The organism is uncultured Sphingopyxis sp., from assembly GCF_900078365.1.
Classification (GTDB): domain Bacteria; phylum Pseudomonadota; class Alphaproteobacteria; order Sphingomonadales; family Sphingomonadaceae; genus Sphingopyxis.
The window spans coordinates 4,068,333-4,087,414 of sequence record NZ_LT598653.1 but is presented as its reverse complement, the minus strand read 5'-3'; the positions used below and the strand labels follow the sequence as shown (position 1 = coordinate 4,087,414).

18 protein-coding genes are annotated in these 19,082 nt (G+C 66.8%); 9 read left to right on the top strand and 9 right to left on the bottom strand.

Annotated elements, in window-relative coordinates:
- Positions 1 to 149 precede the first annotated feature (149 nt).
- From QZL87_RS18990 to QZL87_RS18980, 3 genes are read left to right on the top strand one after another with little or no spacing between them, the layout of a single operon-like run.
- Entirely contained in the window at positions 150 to 1,553 is a 1,404-nt protein-coding gene (locus QZL87_RS18990; protein ID WP_295322199.1) for a M48 family metalloprotease, read from the top strand.
- 56 nt (positions 1,554 to 1,609) lie between these two features.
- Positions 1,610 to 3,223, top strand: a complete 1,614-nt coding sequence (locus tag QZL87_RS18985; RefSeq protein ID WP_295322197.1) for a thioredoxin domain-containing protein — start codon at positions 1,610 to 1,612, stop codon at positions 3,221 to 3,223.
- Between the two features lie 54 nt (positions 3,224 to 3,277).
- Positions 3,278 to 4,588, top strand: a complete 1,311-nt coding sequence (locus QZL87_RS18980) for an amino acid permease (protein ID WP_295322195.1) — start codon at positions 3,278 to 3,280, stop codon at positions 4,586 to 4,588.
- Here QZL87_RS18980 and QZL87_RS18975 read toward each other — a convergent pair.
- The 3 genes from QZL87_RS18975 to QZL87_RS18965 form a co-directional block, all read right to left on the bottom strand.
- On the bottom strand, positions 4,550 to 6,154 hold the full coding sequence (locus QZL87_RS18975; RefSeq protein WP_295322192.1) for an NAD(P)/FAD-dependent oxidoreductase: 1,605 nt from the start codon (positions 6,152 to 6,154) through the stop codon (positions 4,550 to 4,552). The genes QZL87_RS18980 and QZL87_RS18975 overlap by 39 nt on opposite strands.
- The gene (locus QZL87_RS18970; RefSeq protein WP_295322190.1) at positions 6,151 to 7,371 is read right to left on the bottom strand and encodes an FAD-dependent oxidoreductase; all 1,221 of its coding nucleotides are present in this window, start codon (positions 7,369 to 7,371) and stop codon (positions 6,151 to 6,153) included. The genes QZL87_RS18975 and QZL87_RS18970 overlap by 4 nt, the downstream gene beginning before the upstream one ends.
- Positions 7,372 to 7,470: 99 nt before the next feature.
- Positions 7,471 to 8,637, bottom strand: a complete 1,167-nt coding sequence (locus QZL87_RS18965; RefSeq protein WP_295322187.1) for an aromatic ring-hydroxylating dioxygenase subunit alpha — start codon at positions 8,635 to 8,637, stop codon at positions 7,471 to 7,473.
- A gap of 33 nt (positions 8,638 to 8,670) precedes the next feature.
- Here QZL87_RS18965 and QZL87_RS18960 point away from each other — a divergent pair, with 33 nt between their 5' ends.
- Entirely contained in the window at positions 8,671 to 9,267 is a 597-nt protein-coding gene (locus QZL87_RS18960; RefSeq protein WP_295322184.1) for a TetR family transcriptional regulator C-terminal domain-containing protein, read from the top strand.
- A gap of 128 nt (positions 9,268 to 9,395) precedes the next feature.
- On the opposite strand, the gene QZL87_RS18955 is transcribed toward QZL87_RS18960, so the two are convergent.
- From QZL87_RS18955 to dapB, 4 genes are all read right to left on the bottom strand, one after another.
- On the bottom strand, positions 9,396 to 10,766 hold the full coding sequence (locus QZL87_RS18955) for a M20/M25/M40 family metallo-hydrolase (protein WP_295322181.1): 1,371 nt from the start codon (positions 10,764 to 10,766) through the stop codon (positions 9,396 to 9,398).
- A gap of 123 nt (positions 10,767 to 10,889) precedes the next feature.
- Positions 10,890 to 11,549: an endonuclease III gene (nth, locus tag QZL87_RS18950; RefSeq protein ID WP_295322179.1), complete on the bottom strand. Its 660-nt coding sequence runs from the start codon at positions 11,547 to 11,549 to the stop codon at positions 10,890 to 10,892.
- A gap of 6 nt (positions 11,550 to 11,555) precedes the next feature.
- A complete protein-coding gene (locus QZL87_RS18945) occupies positions 11,556 to 12,461 on the bottom strand; it encodes a restriction endonuclease (RefSeq protein WP_295322176.1) in 906 nt (301 codons plus the stop codon).
- Entirely contained in the window at positions 12,458 to 13,183 is a 726-nt protein-coding gene (gene dapB, locus QZL87_RS18940) for a 4-hydroxy-tetrahydrodipicolinate reductase (protein WP_295322174.1), read from the bottom strand. The genes QZL87_RS18945 and dapB overlap by 4 nt, the downstream gene beginning before the upstream one ends.
- A gap of 193 nt (positions 13,184 to 13,376) precedes the next feature.
- On the opposite strand from dapB, the gene QZL87_RS18935 reads away from it, so the two are divergent.
- Positions 13,377 to 14,081, top strand: coding sequence for an NAD-dependent deacylase (locus QZL87_RS18935; RefSeq protein ID WP_295322172.1), 705 nt, complete (start codon positions 13,377 to 13,379; stop codon positions 14,079 to 14,081).
- 505 nt (positions 14,082 to 14,586) lie between these two features.
- Here QZL87_RS18935 and tadA read toward each other — a convergent pair.
- A complete protein-coding gene (tadA, locus tag QZL87_RS18930) occupies positions 14,587 to 15,042 on the bottom strand; it encodes a tRNA adenosine(34) deaminase TadA (RefSeq protein WP_295322169.1) in 456 nt (151 codons plus the stop codon).
- Between the two features lie 129 nt (positions 15,043 to 15,171).
- Here tadA and rpmB point away from each other — a divergent pair, with 129 nt between their 5' ends.
- On the top strand, positions 15,172 to 15,465 hold the full coding sequence (gene rpmB, locus QZL87_RS18925; protein ID WP_037556081.1) for a 50S ribosomal protein L28: 294 nt from the start codon (positions 15,172 to 15,174) through the stop codon (positions 15,463 to 15,465).
- A 37-nt stretch (positions 15,466 to 15,502) separates the two neighbouring features.
- Here the strand turns inward: rpmB and QZL87_RS18920 are convergent, their stop codons facing one another.
- Positions 15,503 to 16,501 carry an esterase-like activity of phytase family protein gene (locus QZL87_RS18920; protein ID WP_295322166.1) on the bottom strand — a complete coding sequence of 333 codons (999 nt, stop codon included), beginning with the start codon at positions 16,499 to 16,501 and terminating at the stop codon, positions 15,503 to 15,505.
- Positions 16,502 to 16,664: 163 nt separating this feature from the next.
- On the opposite strand from QZL87_RS18920, the gene QZL87_RS18915 reads away from it, so the two are divergent.
- The 3 genes from QZL87_RS18915 to QZL87_RS18905 all read left to right on the top strand — a co-directional run bounded on the left by QZL87_RS18915 (position 16,665) and on the right by QZL87_RS18905 (position 19,071).
- On the top strand, positions 16,665 to 17,066 hold the full coding sequence (locus QZL87_RS18915; RefSeq protein ID WP_295322163.1) for a glycine zipper 2TM domain-containing protein: 402 nt from the start codon (positions 16,665 to 16,667) through the stop codon (positions 17,064 to 17,066).
- Between the two features lie 188 nt (positions 17,067 to 17,254).
- On the top strand, positions 17,255 to 18,355 hold the full coding sequence (locus QZL87_RS18910) for a Ppx/GppA phosphatase family protein (protein ID WP_295322159.1): 1,101 nt from the start codon (positions 17,255 to 17,257) through the stop codon (positions 18,353 to 18,355).
- A complete protein-coding gene (locus tag QZL87_RS18905; protein ID WP_295322156.1) occupies positions 18,352 to 19,071 on the top strand; it encodes an RlmE family RNA methyltransferase in 720 nt (239 codons plus the stop codon). Before QZL87_RS18910 ends, QZL87_RS18905 begins: the two co-directional genes overlap by 4 nt.
- Positions 19,072 to 19,082: the final 11 nt, after the last annotated feature.

The following is a 19,082-nucleotide window of genomic DNA, read 5'->3' as shown; positions in this document are numbered from 1 at the left end:
CGGCATCCAGCCCCGCAGTCTCGCAAGCCCCAACCGGCGGCAGCCGACCGCATAAACGCCATCCGCACCTTGCGTCCGTGCGTGCCCGCCCCCAATAAGCCCCTATGGCTTCACTCGGGGTTCAGGCGCACGGCGCAAGAAAGGCGGGGATGACCGCTTTCCCGCCGCTACCCGCGTCCGGGGCGCACGGGCTGCGCCCTCTTTTCCGTATCCTGCTGACCTTGCTCGCGATGGTCGCGGTCGCGATGCGCCCCGCGATGGCGCAGTCGATCCTGCGCGATGCCGAGACCGAGGCGCTGTTCCAGGACATGATGGACCCGCTGCTCGTCGCGGCGGGGATTCAGCCGGGGCAGGTGCGCGTCCATCTGCTCGGCGACCGCAGCATCAATGCCTTTGTCGCGGGCAGCCAGGACATCTATGTCTTCAGCGGGCTGATCGAGGCCGCCGACAGCGCCGAAGAGGTGCAGGGCGTGCTCGCGCACGAGCTCGGCCATGTGATGGGCGGCCACGCGATCCGCGTCAACGAAGGCGCCAAGGCCGCGACCGGCATCTCGCTGCTCAGCCTGCTGCTCGGCGCCGCGGCGATTGCTGCCGGGGGGGGCGAAGCGGGCATGGGGATCATGATGGCGGGCCAGCAGGCCGCGCTCGGCAAGTTCCTCGCCTTCAGCCGCGTGCAGGAATCGACCGCCGACGCCGCGGGCGCGCAATATCTGTCGAAGGCCGGGATCAGCGGCCGGGGCAGCCTCGCCTTCTTCAAGAAATTGCAGAACCTCGAATTCCGCTACGGGATCAAGCAGGACGATGATCAGGCCTATGGTCGCACCCACCCGATGTCGGGCGACCGCATCCAGGCGCTGCGCGAAGTCTATGTCATCGACCCCGCGTGGGACAAGCCGGCCGACCCGAAGATCGAGGCGCGCTTCCAGCGGATCAAGGCGAAACTGTCGGGCTATATCGCCGAGCCCGAGCGGACGCTGCGCAAATATCCCGAAAGCAACAAGACCGTCCCGGCGCGCTATGCGCGCGCCTATGCCTGGCACAAGAGCGCCTATCCGCAGAAAGCCCTGGCGGAGGTCGAAGGCCTGCTCGCGGCGGACCCGGATGATCCCTATTTCCTCGAGCTCGAAGGCCAGGTGCTGCTCGAATCGGGGCACCCAGAGCAGGCGATCGCCCCGCTACGCAAGGCGGTTTCGCAGTCGCGCTCGCAACCGCTGATCGCCGCGACGCTGGGCCATGCGCTGATCGCGACCGAGGATCCCGCCAACTATCCCGAGGCCGAACGGGTGCTGAAAACGGCGGTCGCGCTCGACAACGAAAATCCTTTCGCCTGGTATCAGCTCGGCATCGTCTATGCGAACAAGGGTGATCAGGCGCGCGCGGCGCTCGCCTCGGCCGAACGCTATAGTCTTGAGGGTGGACAGGCGGGACTCGCGCTGCGTAATGCCGAAATGGCGATGCAGGGACTGCCCCAGGGCTCCCCCGACTGGATCCGCGCACAGGATATTTCGATGGTGGCTCGCGCCGAGGTGGAACGCGAGCGCAAACGGCGTTAGATTCAAGCAGGACAAGCGGGGACCGCATCGCCAACAACGATGCGCAAGGGCAACAAGTGACTGATAAAAAAGACGATTATTACCAGCCGTGGCTGCGCGACCCCGCGCCGACGCCGGGCATGGGCGCGCCGATGCAGGGCGAAGGACTGGCGAAGCCGAAGGACGAGCCCCCCGTCGGCATCGACCTGACGCGCTATAGCAAGCCCGAAAAGCCGCGCGGCGAGCCGCTGGTGAAGCCCGAGGCGATCGCGGCGGGCGCCGCGAATCTGTGGGACCGTGTCCGCGCCGGCGCCGAAGCCTTTGCCGACTGGACGATCCGCGTCGGCGAACGCGCCGACGTCCCCGCGCGCGTCGAGGCGATGGAGATTCCGCGCCGCTCGCGCGAACTCGCCGCGAAAACCGGCGCCGCGACCGCGCGCGCCGCGCGCGCCGTCGGGCGTGGATCGGCGCAGGCGGGCCGCGCAGCCGCCAAGGCCGGTGGTGCGGCGTGGACGAAGATGGCGCTCGGCGACAAGGCCCGAAAGCTGTCGAGCGAGGCCGGGCGCGGGCTCGGCGAAGTGGCGGGCAAGACCAGGGCGGGGGTCGTCGATATCGCCAAGGCAGGCAGCGAGAGCCTGCGCGAGCAGCTGGGCGACGCCGCGACCAAGCTGCGCCCCGCACCGCGCGAGGAACTGGCGCCGCCGCCTTCGGGCCTCGAACAATTGCTCGCGCGCGAGGAAGCCGAAGCGAAAGCCGCCGCGACGGCGGCGGCCGCGCCCGACCTGCCGTTGTTCGCGGGCGACGCCGCGATTCCCGCGATGGCGAAGCCCTCGCCGGAAAGCGCGGCGAGCATGATGGAAGGCGACGACCGCTCGCCGATCGCGCAGCCGGCCAAAAAGCCAGCGAACGCCAAAGCCATGGCGTCGCAGCGCTCGCCGCAAATCAAGGGAACCGGGATGGAAGGCGTTTCCACACGCATATGGGGTCTGGCGCTCGGCGGCCTGCTGCTCCTCGCGCTCGCCTTCTGGCTGGGCGGACGGTTCGGCGGCGGGATGAGCAAGGGCGAGGTCGAAACCATCGTGGCCGACTATATCAAGGCGAACCCTGAGATCATTCCCGAGGCGCTCGAAGCGCAGCGCAAGGGCGAAATCGCGAAGGCCATCGACGCGATCCGCCCGGCGCTCGAAAAACCCTATGCCGGCGCCTGGGCGGGCAACGCCGATGGCGACGTCACCTTGGTGGTCTTTACCGACTATGCCTGCGGTTTCTGCCGAGCGAGCGTGCCCGACGTCGACCGACTGATCCGTGAGGACAAGCGCCTGAAAGTCGTGTTCCGCGAATTGCCGATCATCGCGCCGCAGAGCCGCGACGCCGCGATCATGGCGCTCGCCGCCGCGCGGCAGGGGAAATATGACGCCTTCCACCATGCGATGTTCGCGAGCGGCTCGCTCGACAAGGCGGCGATCGCCGCGGCCGCCGAAAAGGCGGGCGTCGTCACCGACGGCAGCGCCGATGCGACCGCGAACGAGGCGCTGTTCCAGCGCGAGCTCGACAGCAACCTCGCAATCGCGACCCAACTGCAATTGAACGCCACCCCGACCTGGATCGTCGGCGACCAGCTGTTCCAGGGCCAGATCGGTTATAACGGCTTGCGTCAGGCGGTCGCCAAGGCGCGCGCGGCGAAAAGCTGAGGCCTGCGGCGCCAACCCCGGCCCATATCAAGGCCAGCGAGGAGTTCCGGCCCGGTGAGCGATTTTTCGGCCCACAGCGAAAGACCGGACCGCAAGCTCGGCCTTGCGATGTGCATCGCGCTCGTCATGGGCAATATGATCGGGTCGGGCGTGTTTCTGCTCCCCGCCAGCCTCGCGCCCTTCGGCTGGAATGGCGTCGCGGGCTGGGCGATCACGATCGCGGGGGCGCTCGCGCTCGCCTTCGTCATCGCGCGGCTCACCGTCGCATTCCCCGAGGCGAGCGGGCCGACCGCCTTCGTCGAACGCGCCTTCGGGCGTATCCCGAGCTTCATGATCGGCTGGGCCTATTGGGTGTCGGTGTGGACCGCCAACGTCACACTCGCGGTCGCGAGCGTCTCGTTCCTCAGCCTCTTCGTTCCCGCGATCAGCGATCATATGGCGATCTCGACGATCGCGCTGATCTGGCTGGTCACCGCGATCAACTGGCGCGGCGCGCGCGCGGCGGGACGCTTCCAGATCGTCACGCTCGCGATCAAGCTGATCCCCCTCGTCACCGTCGTCGTGCTGATCCCCATCGCCTTTGGACGCGGCGGGCCCGTGGCGATCACCCCCTTCCCCGCCGAAGGGCTCTCACTCGCGGCCGTCAGCGGCTCGGCGATCCTGACTTTATGGGCGCTGCTCGGTTTCGAATCGGCAAGCGTCGCCGCCGACAAGGCGGCGAACCCGGCGGTCACCATCCCGCGCGCGACGATCATCGGCACGCTCGCGACGGGCATCCTCTACCTGATCGTCTGTTCGGCGATCGCGCTGATGCTTCCCGCCGCCGCGGTCGCGACATCGGAGGCGCCCTTCGCGCTGTTCGCCGAAACCTATTGGGGGCATGGTCCGGCTTTGCTCATCGCCGCCTTTGCCGCGGTGAGCGCGCTCGGCGCGCTCAACGGCTGGACACTGATCCAGGCCGAACTGCCCGCGCGGCTTGCCGAACAGGGGCTGCTTCCCGCCTGGTTCGCCAGGACGAACCGCCACGGCACGCCCGCTGCGGCGCTGCTGCTGTCGAGCGCCATCGCGACCGTCTGCGTGATCCTCAACAGCAGCAAATCGACCGCCGAGATGTTCACCTTCATGGCCGTGCTCTCGACCTCGGTGACCTTGTGGCTCTACCTCGCCTGCGCCGCGGCGGCATTAAGGCTGCGCGTCGCGATCCCGGTCGCGCTCGCGGGGCTCGCCTATGCGATATGGACGCTGTGGGGCGCCGGGGTCGGGGTCAGCGCGATGAGCCTGATCCTGATGGCCGCGGGCCTGCCGCTCTACGTCTGGACCAGGTTGTCAACGCCAGCGGGGGGCGAAGAAGCCCCGGTCGCGTAGGATCACCTGCGCGGCGTTGTGCCCCGGCGCGCCGGTGACGCCGCCGCCCGGATGCGTTCCCGCGCCGCACATATAGAGGCCCTTCACCGGCCCGCGATAACCGCCATTGCCGAGCACCGGCCGCGCAGCCCAGAGTTGATCGAGGCTCATATTGCCGTGCATGATGTCGCCGCCGACGAGGCCGAACTTGCGCTCGAGACCTTTGGGCGACAGGAGCGTCTGGGCGATGATGCTGGCGCGGAAACCCGGCGCATGCTTTTCGACCGTGTCGATGATGCAGTCGGCGGCAGCCTCCTCCTCATCGTCCCAGTCGCGGCCGTCCGGCAATTCGGGGGCGAACTGCTGACAGAAGAGGCTCGCGACATGCCCGCCCGGCGGCGCGAGACTGTCGTCGACTGTCGAGGGGATCAGCATCTCGACGATCGGCGCCTTCGACCAGCCGAACTGCTTCGCGTCGAGGAAGGCGCGGTCCATATAGTCGAGCGTCGGCGCAAGGATGATCCCCGACTGGTGATGCTCGCCCGGTTCGGGGAGGCAGGTGAACTTCGGCAGCTCGGACAGCGCGACATTCATGCGGAAGGTGCCGCTGCCCGCCTTGAAGCCCTTGATGCGGCGCGCGAAGTCCGCCGGCAGATCGCTCGCGTCCATCATCCGCTCGTAGAGCAATTTCGGCCCGACGTTTGCGATCACGCGCGCCGCGGCGATCTCCTCGCCGCCGACGAGCTTCACCCCGACCGCCTTGCCCCCGTCGACCAGCACTTTCGCGACGGGACTTTCGAGGCTGATCTCGACGCCATGGTCGCCGCAGACCTTCGCCATAATCTCGGTGATCCGGCCCATGCCGCCGACGCTATGGCCCCACGCGCCCTTCTTGCCGTTCACCTCGCCGAAGACGTGATGGAGGAGGACATAGGCACTGCCCGGCGTGTCGGGGCTCGCATAATTGCCGACCACAGCGTCGAAACCGAAGGCCGCCTTGACCGCCTCGCTTTCGAACCAGCTGCCCAACATCGTGCGCGCCGATTTGGTGAAAAGGTCGAGCACATCGCGCTGCTGTTCGAGACTGAGCCCCGCGAAGCGCCCCCCCTGCCGCGCGCCGTCGAGCAGCGTGCGCAGCCCCTCGCCGACGTTCGGCGGCACGCGCAGCGCGAGGTCGCGGAGCAATTCGGCGACATTTTCGAGCGCGTCATAATATTGCGGCAGCACCTCGGCGTCGCGCGCGCTGAACTTGCGGAACTCGGCCTGCGTGCGTTCGAGCCCGCCGCCGAGCTTGAGGTAGCCACCATCCTCCTGCGGGAGGAAATTGCTGATCGGCCGCTCGATCACGCGGTAGCCGTGATCGGCGAGCTTCATGTCGGCGATCACCTTGGGCTGGAGCAGGCTGACCGTGTAGCTCGCGACCGAATTGCGGAACCCCGGCGCGAACTCCTCGGTCACCGCGGCGCCGCCGACGACATCGCGCGCCTCGACGATGCGCACCTTCAGCCCCGCCTTCGCGAGATAGAAGGCGCAGACGAGGCCGTTGTGGCCGGCGCCGATGATCAGCGCGTCATAGGCCTTGGTCATGAAAACTCTTTCGCAAGCGGAGATTGAACATGCTGGCGTCCAAAGCCGAGGCCGAGGACGCGGCCCGGAATACGGCGAAGCAGCGGAATGCGGTCGAGCAGCCGGACCGCGAGCGGCACACGCGTGATCTCGCCGCGCAGCATCGGTTCGATGATGTTCCGGTGCGCGAAACGCTGAAGCCCCTGCATGCGCGTCGTCGGCGTCCAGCGGCGCGCCTGCACATGCGCAAGCAACGGATCGGGATCGGCGCCGGCAGCGAGCGGCGCGGCGAGGATGTTCGCCGCCGCCACCGCGTCCTGCACCGCGAGGTTGATTCCGACCCCGCCGATCGGCGACATCGCGTGCGCGGCGTCGCCGATCGCGAGCAGTCCGGGACGCGACCAGCGCGTCAGCCGGTCGAGCGCGACCGCGAGCAGCTTGACGTCCTCGAAGCTGCGGATCGCATCGATTCCGGCGGCAAGGCCGGGGACGATCGCGGCGATCTCTTCGCGAAAAGCGGCGATCCCGCGCGCCTCGATCGGCGCGAACCCGCCCTTTTCGATGACCCGCGCGCATTGCCAATAATCGCCGCGCGGAATCGCGACGACCATGCCGCCCTTGTCGATCGTGCCAAGCGCGACCTCGGACATGTCCGTCCCCGCGGGGACCGGAATGCGGAACCAGAGCACATCCATCGGCGCGCCGAGATCCTCAAGCGGCAGCTCGGCGGCGTCGCGCAGCACCGAGCGGCGCCCATCGGCGGCGATGACGAGGCGCGCGGCGAGCGTCTCGCCGGTCGCGAGCGTCACCCCGCTGACGCGGTTCGCGGTATCATAAGTGAGACGGGTCGCCTCGGTCGACATGCGTAGATCGAAGGTCGGATATTTCCGGCCCTGCCGCGCGATGAAGTCGAGCAAATCCCATTGCGGCATCATCGCGATAAAGGGCGCCGCGACCGGCAGATGCTTCATCGTCGCGATCGTATATTGGCCGCCGAGCAGATTCAGCGTCATCGTGTCGATCGCGGCGTGCGGCTCCTTCAGCAGCTCTTCGAGCAGCCCGATCTCGCGGAACAGTTCGAGCGTCGAGGGATGCACGGTGTCGCCGCGGAAATCGCGCAGGAAATCGGCGTGCTTTTCGAGCACGGCGACCTGCACCCCGGCGCGCGCGAGAAGCAACCCCGCGACCATACCGGCGGGTCCGCCGCCGACGATGATGACGGGGAGATTATTGGTCATACCACCCTCCGTTCGTGTCGAGCGAAGTCGAGACACCGTGAGGCCGTGCGCTCCCGATAGGCATCTCGACTTCGCTCGATGCGAACGGGAATATTATTGTCATGCCTTGCTCCACCCCGCCGCCGGCGGATGCTCGAGCCGCGCTTCGGGGATGATGTCGCGCATCCGCGAACAGAAATGCTTGAGGCACACTTCCTTGTCGCTGAGCGGTCCCATCGAGAATGTCTTCGACGCCATCCCCTGCTGGACGCGGGTGATCAGCGCGGTGTCCTCGGCGTTGACCTGACGGTTGATGCGCCAATTGAGGTAGCGCGCCGCCTTCATCTCGCGACGCCCATCGGGAAGCGCATAGGAGATTTCCCGGATCAGGCAGCTCGCCGGGCCGGTGGGCAGCCATTGCATGAAATCGACCTGGTCGGGATAGATGTCGAAGGCGACATTGGGCCAGAGCTTGAAATAGAGCCAGTGGCGCTGCTTCGCCTCCGGCAGATGCGGGACGGGCGGCAGCAACCGCTGATACAGGCGTTCGGACCAGTTCGGCGATGGCCGGTCGACGAGGTTGCCCCACATGCGGTCGACGCGTTCCTCGGCCTCGACGCCATAGCTTTTGCCGAACAGCCGCGTCAGGCCGGGGTGCGCGACGGGGATGTGGAGGCCGTCCGAATAATTGTCGCCGACATTCTTCCAGTTGACCTCGCGCGGGCGTAGCGTGACGCGGCCGAGCGCGCCGAGTTCCTCGAAGCGATAGGGGGCGATCTGCTCCTCATAGGGCGCCATCATCGACGCGACCGAGGGGCCGCCGTCGTCGGCGAGCCGGACGAACCAGAAGCCGCGCCAGTTTTCGGCCTCGACCGGAGCGAGCCCGGCCTTGCCCTTGTCGAGCGCCGGATAGCTCGCCGAATCGGGGACGCCGGTCAGCCGGCCGTCGAGTTCGTAAGTCCAGGCATGATAGGGGCAGACAAGCTTCTTCGCGCAGCCCGCCGCGGCGTCGACGAGGCGCGAGCCGCGGTGGCGGCAGACGTTGGTGAAGGCGCGGACATTGCGGTCGGTGCCGCGGATCAGGATGACGCTTTCGCCGATATAGTCGATGCCGTGCCAGTCGCCGGGGTTCGGGATGTCGCTGTCGTGGCACACGACCTGCCAGCTGGGGCGGAAGATGCGCTCCACCTCGACCGCGTGGAAGTCGGGGTCGCTGTAGGTCCACGCCGGCAGCGACCAGCCTTCGAGCGGGTCGATGTCGTCGAAGGTGCCGCGCAGCGTTGCCATGGTTCGATCCTTGTTATACGTATGTATAACAATATGCAGCCCGCTCGCCAAGCCTTTAGGCGCGAAAGCGCCGATGCCCGCAGGGCGGACCTGATCGAGGCGACGGCGGCGTGCCTCGCCGAACAGGGGCTGGCGGGCACCAATGTGCGCGCGATCTGCGCAAGGGCGGGCGTATCGCCGGGGCTGCTGCGCCATTATTACGGCGGCATCGACGATCTGGTCGCCGCGACCTATCAGGCGACGAGCGACCGGATGGATGCGATTTTCGCGGCCGCGGTCGAAAGCGCCGGAGCCGATCCGCGCGCGCGGCTGACCGCCTATCTGACCGCGAGCTTTCGCCCGCCGGTGACCGGTCCCGAACTGCTCGGCGCGTGGACCGCCTTCTGGGCGCTGGCGCGGAGCGACGCGCGGATGGCCGAAATCCACGCGGAAAGTTACGCGGGCTATCGCGCGCGGCTGGCGGAGCTGCTGATCGCGTGCGGCGCGCGCGACGCCGGGCGGCTCGCGATCATGCTGACCGCGATGGTCGACGGGCTGTGGCTCGAACTGTCGCTCGACGCGGGAAGCTTCGGCGCCGAGGCGGCGGCGGCGATGGTCGAGCGGGCGGTCGGGGCATTGCTGCCTCCATAAGACGCCGTGCCCCTGCGAAGGCAGGGGCCCATCTCCAGCCGTCGCATTCTTCGCAGGCGGCTGTTTGAAACGCGATCTCCGGTGATGGGCCCCTGCCTTCGCAGGGGCACGGTCTATTTCTTTATCGCCTATTTCGACAAATCCCTCAGCAGACTGTCCCAATGCGCGAGCGCGGGTTCGATCGCCGCCACGGGGACGCGCTCGTTGAGGCCGTGGGCGAAGCTGTCGTTCGCTTTCGAGAAGAGGCCCGCGACGCCGTAGCTCGGCACGCCCTGCGCGCGGAAATGATAGGAGTCGGTCGCCCCCGCGCTCATCGAGGGGATGATCGGCAGGCCCGGCGCGCGGGCATGCACCGCCTTCTTCACCGCCGCCATCACGTCGGGGCGCAGCGGCGAGGCGTCGCTGGCGCTCGCATCGGGATCGGTCTTCACCTCGATCGCGGGGTCGGCGATGACTTTCTCAAGCTCGGCGCGCACCGCTTCGACCGCAACGCCCGGAAAGATGCGGCAGTTGATGTTCGCGGTCGCGCGCTGGGGCAGCGCATTTTCGGCGTGGCCGCCCTTGACCAGCGTCGGGACGCAGGTGGTGCCGATCTGGCCGACATATTCGGGCTCGGCGCGGATCTTCGCGATCGCCGCCGCGTCGGCGGGGTTCGCGGCGAAGGCTTTCAACGCCGCGCCGATCTCGCCGCCGACCTGATCGGCGACGATCGGCATGCCGACCTTGGTCAATTCGTTCTGCTGCGGCGCGAAGCGATAGGCGCCGACCTTTTCGAGTGCGGCCGACAGCTGGACGATCGCGTTGGTATCCGACGGGCGCGAGCTGTGCCCGCCGGGATTGGTGACTTCGAGCGTGAAATCGGCATAGGTTTTTTCGCCCGCCTGCAGCCCGTAATATTGCGGCTTGCCGTCCTCGCCGATCAGCCCGCCGCCGCCGTCGCCGTTCAATGCGAATTCGGCGTTCTTATATTTGGCCGCGAGCGCGCGCGTCGTCGTCATCGAGGTTTCCTCGTCGCCCGACAAAGCCAAGATGATCGACCGCTTCGGCCTGAAGCCCTCCTTCTTGAGCGCGGCCATCGTCGCGACCATCATCGCGACGTCGAACTTGTTGTCCTCCGACCCGCGCCCGAAAATATAGCCATTTTCCTCGACCGGCACGAAGGGGTCGCGCGTCCAGTCCTTGGGATCGGCCTCGACGACGTCCATATGGCCGAGCAGCACGATCGGCTTTTGCTTCGTCGTGCCGTGGAGCGTCGCGGCGAAGGTCGCGGTCTCGCCCATCGGGGTGATTTCGATGTCGCTGTCGGCATAGCCCGCCGCCTTGAGCACGCCCGCATAATAGGCCGCGAGTTCGGGAACCTTGCCGCGGCCCTCGACGGTCGGGATCGCGACGCTGTCCTTGAGGATCTTCTTCGCCACCGCGGGATCGGCGGGCTTGGCATGGACGGGCGCCGCGGCGAGCAGGGCGGCGGAAGCAAGCAAGGCGGAAGCAAAACGCATATTATCGACCCCTTTTTGAGTTTTCTGTTCGTCCGTTCGGGCTGAGCTTGTCGAAGCCCCGTCCTTTTCCCGGCCATGCTGGAGGAAGAACGGCCCTTCGACAAGCTCAGGGCAAACGGAATTTCATACGGCCGCCTTCCACCCCTTGGGCGCGGGCGTCTTGGGCTTGTAGCGGCAGAGGTCGGCGACCGGGCAGCGCCAGCATTCGGGGGTGCGCGCCTTGCAGATGTAGCGGCCGTGGAGGATCAGCCAGTGGTGCGCGCCGACGCGGAAGGGCTGCGGGGTTTCCCTCTCCAGCTTCTTTTCGACCGCGAGCGGGGTTTTGCCGGGGGCGAGGCCGGTGCGGTTGCCGACGCGGAAGATATGGGTGTCGACCGCGAAGGTCTCCGCCCCGAAGGCGCAGTTCATCACGACATTGGCGGTCTTGCGCCCGACGCCCGGAAGCTCGACGAGCGTGTCGCGGTCGGCGGGCACTTCGCCGCCGAAGTCGCGGACGAGGATTTCGCTGAGGGCGATGACATTTTTCGCCTTCGCGTTGAACAGCCCGATCGTCTTGATATGCTGCTTGAGCCCCTCCTCGCCGAGATCGATCATTTGCTGCGGCGTCTTCACGTCGCGGAATAGCGCCCGCGTCGCCTTGTTCACGCCGACGTCGGTCGCCTGCGCCGAAAGCACCACCGCGACGAGCAGCTGATAGGTGTTGCCGAACTCCAGCTCGGTCTCGGGGCTGGGGTTGAGCTCGGCGAGACGGCGGTAGAATTCGAAAATATCGGCCTTTTTCATTTGAGGTCAAATACCGCCAAACCAATCCGGATCGATTTTGACTCTTTCGATCATTGCCGTTTCAACGCCCAGCCTATTCTCCTTCAGAAGATCGCAGAGGCGATCTCCGTCAATCAAATCGATCGCAATCGCTCCGTCGCGAGTGGCTTCGTCGGACGCTTGGCTGGTAAAATGGCCGGTCGTTATAAAAAGCCCCTTGTCCGCCCGACCCTGTAATGCGCCCCGAAAGTCCCTAATCTCCTTTGATCCGACGCTGCCTTTCCATCGTTTGCATTGGAAATAAACTTGGAACGAAACAAGGTTCACTCGCAAAACTCCAAGACCGTCTATCCCCCCGTCTCCTGATTTCCCTCTGACTTCGACCTTCGTAAATCCAGCCTCGCGAAGTAGGCGTTGCGAGAGTCGCTCAAAAGCATCGGGCGCCATGGAAACAAGCACTGCCAGAAGCTGAGATTTCCAATCTTCTGCGTTGTCTGGCTCTGACTCCGGAGTCTCTACAGCCTCCACACCGGCCAACTTAGCCGCGCTGCGCTTGGCTTTGGCACGGGCTCGCTCTTCTAAAGTTACGAGCTCATAGATTGCGCGCGTTTCCTCGATCGAGGAAATAGTCGATCCTGCTTCGGTCAGCGCCCAAACCGCTCTCGCGGAGTTCTCTAACGCGCCGCCCCGTTTCAAATAGGTCCTTGCCCAAGCGAGGTAGTAGTTCACCCTTGGGCGATTTTCGTCACGCGGCATGGAGAATGATTGTTCTTCCTCGGACACCCCTTCCAATTCGATGACCCGTTCATCAAGCTCTTGAATCGTAGCTGATCCACCCAAATCCCTCAGCGCCTCGACAGTGACCAGCATCATCCCCGGCAAATCCGGCAAGCCGTCGACCTCAATCTGGAACCGCCTCTCCATTTTCATCATAGCCCCAGCACCTGCGGCATCGTGTAGCGCCCTGGCTTCTGACGGATCAGCCACAGCGCTGCGCGCACCGCGCCGCGCGCGAAGATCATGCGGTTTTCGGCGCGGTGCGACAGCGTAATCATTTCCTCGGGCCCCGCGAAGATCACGTCATGGTCGCCCGCGACGGTGCCGCCGCGCAGGCTCGCGAAGCCGATCTTGCCGTGCCCGCGCGCGCCGGTGAGGCCGTCGCGGCCGCGTTCCGAACATTTGGCGAGGTCGATGTGGCGCCCTTCGGCAGCCGCCTCTCCGAGCAGCAGCGCGGTGCCGCTCGGCGCGTCAACCTTGTTCCTGTGGTGCATCTCGACGATCTCGATATCATATTCGGGGTCGAGCCGCGCCGCCGCCTCGCGCACCAGATGCGCGAGCAGAGTGACGCCGAGCGAGGTATTGCCCGTCTGGAGCACGGCGATATCCCTCGCGGCATCGTCGATCAGATAATGGTGGCGTTCCTCGAGCCCGGTCGTGCCGACGACGATGGGCTTCTTCGCCGCGACGCAGGCGTCGAGCGTCGCTTCGAGCGCGGCGGGCGAGGAGAAATCGACGAGCACGTCCGCCCCCGCCGCGAGCTTTGCGACATTGCCGCCGCGATCGACGCCGCAGCTGCGTTGCCCCGCCTCGGAGATGGCGGCGGAGAGCGCGACGCCCATCCGCCCTTCGCTGCCGATAATGCCGATGCTGGTCATGTTGCGTCCCCTATCCTTCGCTTCCCCCTTAGCCCTTCGCATCAAGCGAAGTCGAGATGCCCTTCCCATCGTCATTCCGGCGAAGGCCGGAATCTCGCCGGTGCGTATGGCTGAGACGGAGAGATCCCGGCCTTCGCCGGGGTGACGGTGAAGGTGCGTTGAAGCGTGCGATGCCAACGGATAGGAACGGAGTATGAGCCCCATCCAGAATATCGTCATCCTGACCGGCGCGGGCGTGTCCGCCGAGAGCGGCATCGACACCTTCCGCGACGCGGGCGGATTGTGGGAACAGCACCGCGTCGAGGATGTCGCGACCCCCGAGGCCTTTGCCCGCGATCCCGATCTGGTGCTGCGCTTTTACGACATGCGGCGCGAGGCGATCCAGACCAGGGAGCCCAATGCGGCGCACCGGGCGCTCGCGCGGCTCGACGCCGAATGGCCGGGCGAACTCCTGATCGTCACCCAGAATGTCGACGACCTCCACGAGCGCGCGGGGGCGAAGCGGTTGATCCATATGCACGGCGAGCATCTGAATGCCTGGTGTACCGCGTGCGACAATCGCGTGCCATGGACGGGGCCGCTGCTGGATCGCCCCGCGTGCAGCGCGTGCGGGATGGCCGGATACCTCCGCCCCGACATCGTCTGGTTCGGCGAGATGCCGTACCGGATGGACGAGATTTACCACGCCCTGAACCGCGCCGACCTGTTCGTGTCGATCGGCACCTCGGGCGCGGTCTATCCCGCCGCCGGTTTCGTGCGCGAGGCACGGGCGGCGGGGGCGACGACGCTCGAGCTCAATATGGAGCCGAGCCAGGGGAGTTACTGGTTCGACGAGGCGCGGCACGGGCCGGCGACGGCGCTGGTGCCGGCGTGGGTGGCGGAGATGCTGGGCGGGTGAGGGTGCGCCGTGCGATATGGCAGGGGCCTGTTTCGGCCGGAAGCGGACATAGCTGAAAAGCAAGCCCCTCCCCTTCAGGGGAGGGGTTGGGGTGGGGGCCATCGGCCTTGCGCAAGGCCGGCAGCCCCCACCCACTGCGACTAGGGTCAGGACCCATTAATTCCACGTTCGAGGTTTGAAGCGATTTTGCTCAGGGCGAGGAGAAAAGGCGCAGGAATATGAATATATTTCAAGGCTTTTCGACGAAGCCATGGGCAAAATCGGTCAAATCCCGAAGGGACGTCGAAATGGCTTCGATCTCAGGCTCGCGCGGCCTTGCGGGTAGCGATGCTACCCGCTGCACCCGCCCAAGCCCGATATCTTCGCCATTTCGACGCCTCGATCGCGGAATTAATGGGTCCTGACCCTAGGCAGCAAGCTGCCAAGTCTCGCTGCCCTCCCCTGAAGGGGAGGGCATGATTTGGATCAACGCCCGCTTTCTACCCCAAAGCTGCCCCCATCGCCGCTACCGCCGCGTCGCGAAGAAATCCCTGAGCAGCGCCGCCGCTTCCTCTTCGCCTATCCCGTCGTAGATCTCCGGCCGATGGTGGGTCGTCGGCTGCGCAAAGGTGCGCGGGCCGTGGACGACCGCGCCGCCCTTCGGATCGTCGGCGCCGTAATAGAGACGCGCGATTCGCGCGTGGGCGATCGCGCCCGCGCACATCGCGCAGGGTTCGAGCGTTACATATAGATCGCAGCTGTCCAGCCGTTCGTTGCCGAGTTTCGCGGCGGCCATGCGAATCGCGACGATTTCGGCGTGCGCGGTCGGGTCGTGCGATTCGCGCGGGCGGTTGTGCCCCTCGGCGATGACCTCGCCGTCCTTGACGATCACCGCGCCGACGGGCACTTCGCCCCATTCGGCGGCGATGCGAGCCAGATCGAGCGCGCGGCGCATCGGTTCGGGAAGCGGAAGACGGGACATGTTTCCCCGCTAATCGCTTGACGAATCTCCCGCAAGCCGATAAGCGCGCGCCTTTCCCGGCCCAACCGGTCCTTTCGGCGTCTTTGGCGCCAACCGGCACGCCGCCCAGATTTTGTGAGGAAGAAGACGATGTCGCGCATTTGCGAACTGACCGGCAAGGGCCGCCAGGTGGGCCACAATGTCAGCCACGCCAACAACAAGACCAAGCGCACCTTCCTGCCGAACCTGCAGAATGTGACCTTGCTGTCGGACGCGCTCGGCAAGGGCGTGAAGCTGCGCGTGTCGACGCACGGCCTGCGCTCGGTCGAGCATAACGGCGGTCTCGACAACTGGCTGCTCAAGGCCGGCGACGACCAGCTGTCGGCGAATGCCCGCAAGCTGAAGAAGGAAGTGACGAAGAAGCTGGCCGAAAAGGCCGCCTGACGCTCCTTCGAATCGCCGATGCAATCAGGCCGCCGGATTACCGCGCGGCCTTTTTGCTGTCCGGCCTTCTTTTGGGCGGCAGGTCCACCAGCTCGAATTGCAGCAGCAGGCTGCGCTGCCAGACGTTGAAATTATTGTCGGCGACGAGCCAGAGGAAGCTACGCCCGCCTTCGACCGAAACCGCCGCGCCTTCGTAATTTTCGGCGAGCGGTCGGGGAACGCGGCCGATCGTCCGCGCGCGAACGACCGCATTCTCCTTGATCTCGGCGGGATCGACGATCGCGACGATCGTCGTGAACATCGGATCGAAACCGAGCCGCCGGTGGACGAGCAGGATCCGCCCGTCGGGCAGCGGCGCGGCGTCGCTGACGAGCCCCCGGCCGTCCGACGCGTAGAAGAAGCGGATCGGCGCCGGGCCGGGCGCGGCGGGGTCGCCGCGATAGATCAGCCCTTCGCGCCCGCGCGGATCATCGCCGGCATCTTCCGAAAAGATGATGGTGCGCCCGTCGGCGAGCCGGACCATCGCTTCGGGACCGCGATTCGCGGGCCAGTGCGGCCGGGGCAGCTTGCGGCGCGCCTCGATCGCCGCGAGGCCGGCGCCCAGCCGCCAGATCTGGTTGATCCCCTCGAGCGCGATCCAGCTCTTGCCGCTCACCGGGTCGACGAACATCGCCTCGGCATCGACCATCGACTTGCGCGCCGGGCGCCCGTCCGGAGTGGGCAGCGGGCGGATTTCGGCATCGGAAACGCCGCCATGCGAATCGAGCGCCAACCGTGTCCAATAGCCATTGTCGCCGGCCAGCTGGAATCGGCCGGGTCCGACCCGCGCGAGCGCGGAGAAGCCGCCGAAGCGGCTGTGCGGGCTGACGAGATGCCAGCCGCGCACGAAGCGCATCATGCCCCCTTCCTCTGGCGCGAACCGCAGCGGGCGCGCGGCGGCGCTCTGGGTCAGATTCGTTTCCGGGAAACGCATGACCGCGCCGGGCATCGGCCCGAGCGCGACGAAGATCAGGGCGGCGAGGAGCAAGCGGCGCATCGCCGCGGGGTTAAAGCGGCGGCATCGGAAAGGAAAGGATCTCGGGGCGGCAAGCTGAACGGCAGCCAACAATGATGTTCAGGCTTGGCTCAATGCGAATCGGGCAGAACAGCCTCATCGACCACAGCCCCCAAGGGCCGAACGACGAAGAAGGAGAATGACGATGAAAAAGATGGTGACTCTCTCGATCGCCGCCCTGATGTCCACCGCGACGCTGGGCCTGGCAACGCCCGCCGCGGCGCAGAATGGTTATTATGACCAGGGCGGCTATTCGAGCTATTACAGCGGCTACGACCGCGACGACCGTCGCTATGACCGCCGCGACTATCGCCGCTACGACCGCCGCGATTACCGGAGCGATCGCCGCTATTACCGCGGTGACCGCCGCCATTATCGCCAGTGCGACAAGGGCACCGGCGGCACCGTGATCGGCGCGATCGCGGGCGGTCTGGCCGGTCATGAAATCGCCGGTCGCGGCGACAAGACGGTCGGCACGATCATCGGCGGCGCCGTCGGCGCCCTCGCCGGCCGCGCGATCGACAAGGGGAACGACGGCTGCCGTTAAGAGGCAGTCCCGACCCCCAATATTTCCTCTCCCCACTTTGACCCCGTCCGGCCCCGCGCCGGGCGGGGTTTTCCTTGCGGCGAGCGCCCCGGGCGGGGGCCTTGCCATGGCGGCGCCGGAGGCCTAGGTTCTCCGCCAAGTGCGCGTCGCGGTTTTGCGGTCGCGTGAGCAGACAGGTAACAATAGCCATGCGGCAAATGGCAGCGCCATCAGGGCGGTCGCCGCGGCCCGGCCCGGCGGCAAGAGGACGAAAAGCGGGCGGCGACGTGCGCCCCGAATCGCGCCCATTGCCGATCACGCGGCCGCGCAGCTATGCCGCGATCGACCTCGGCACCAACAATTGCAGATTGCTGATCGCGCGCCCGCAAAATGGCGAGCTCGTCGTCATCGACGCCTTTTCGCGCATCGTGCGGCTGGGCGAAGGGCTGCACGGCACCGGGCGGATCAGCGAGGCGGCGATGGACCGCACCGTCGCGGCGCTGGCGATCTGCGCCGACAAGCTGCGCCGCCGCCACGTCTCGCTGTCGCGCGCGGTTGCGACCGAGGCGTGCCGCCGCGCGAGCAACGGCGAGGAACTGGCCGAGCGCGTCCGCCGCGAGACCGGCATTGTGCTCGACATCATCTCGGCCGCCGAGGAAGCGAAACTGGCGGTGCTCGGCTGCCACAATCTGATGGAACCCGGCGACGGCCCGGCGCTGATCTTCGACATCGGCGGCGGCTCGACCGAGTTGATGCACGTCGAGGTCGCCGACCATGACGTCCGCATCCACGACTGGATCAGCGCGCCGTGGGGCGTCGTGTCGCTGACCGAGCACGCGCCGCTGCCCGACGACAGCCTGGCGGGCCGCCAGGCCGCCTATGCCCATATGCGCGCGGTGACGCGCGACGCCTTCGCCGCCTTCGCCGCGCGCGCCGAACGCTTCGCCGGCCAGCCGCTGCGCCTGCTCGGCACCAGCGGCACGGTGACGACGCTCGCCAGCGTCTTCCTGAACCTGCCGCGTTACGACCGGCGCGCGGTCGATGGGCTCGTCGTCCCCGCCGACGCGATGCGCGAGATCAGCCGCCGCCTCGCCGACGCGAGCATCGCCGACCGCGCCGAGATCGCGTGCATCGGCCGCGAGCGCGCCGACCTGGTCGTCGCGGGCTGCGCGATCCTCGAAAGCATCATCGACCTGTGGCCCGCGGCGCGCGTCGGCGTCGCCGACCGCGGCATCCGCGAGGGCATATTGCGCACGCTGGCGATGCAGGGCCGCGACATTCCCGTCACGCGCCGCGAGTATCGCAAATGAGCGGCGGCAAGGGCGGGAGCGCCAAAGGGTCGGGGGGGCGCGGCGGACTGCATGTGCGCGTGAAGACCGCGAAGCGGCGCAGCACCTCCTCGACGCGCTGGCTGCAACGCCAGTTGAACGATCCCTATGTCCGCCGCGCGCAGGCCGAAGGCTATCGTTCGCGCGCCGCCTACAAGCTGATCGAGCTCGACGACAAATTCGGTTTCCTCAAGAAGGCCCGCGCGGTCGTCGACCTCGGCATCACGCCGGGCGGCTGGTCGCAGGTCGTGCGCAAGACGAACCCGCGCGCGCGTGTCGCCGGGATCGACCTGCTCCACTGCGAACCGATCGAAGGCGTCGAAATCCTCGAGATGGATTTCATGGACGATGCCGCGCCCGACGCCTTGATCGAGGCGCTGGGCAGCGCCCCCGACCTCGTCATTTCGGACATGGCGGCGAACACCGTCGGCCATCCGCAGACCGACCATCTGCGCACGATCGGGCTCGCCGAAACCGCCGCAGATTTCGCCGTGCAGAATCTGCTCCCCGGCGGGACGTTCGTCGCGAAAGTGTTCGCGGGCGGCGCCGATCGCGAATTGCTGACTTTACTAAAGCGATATTTTTCAACCGTAAAGCACGCCAAGCCGCCCGCCAGCCGCAAGGGATCGCCCGAACTCTATGTTATCGCGCAAGGGTTCAAGGGCCGTCAGGATGGGGGCGAGGCGGACGCCGAATAAAGGTCGATGGG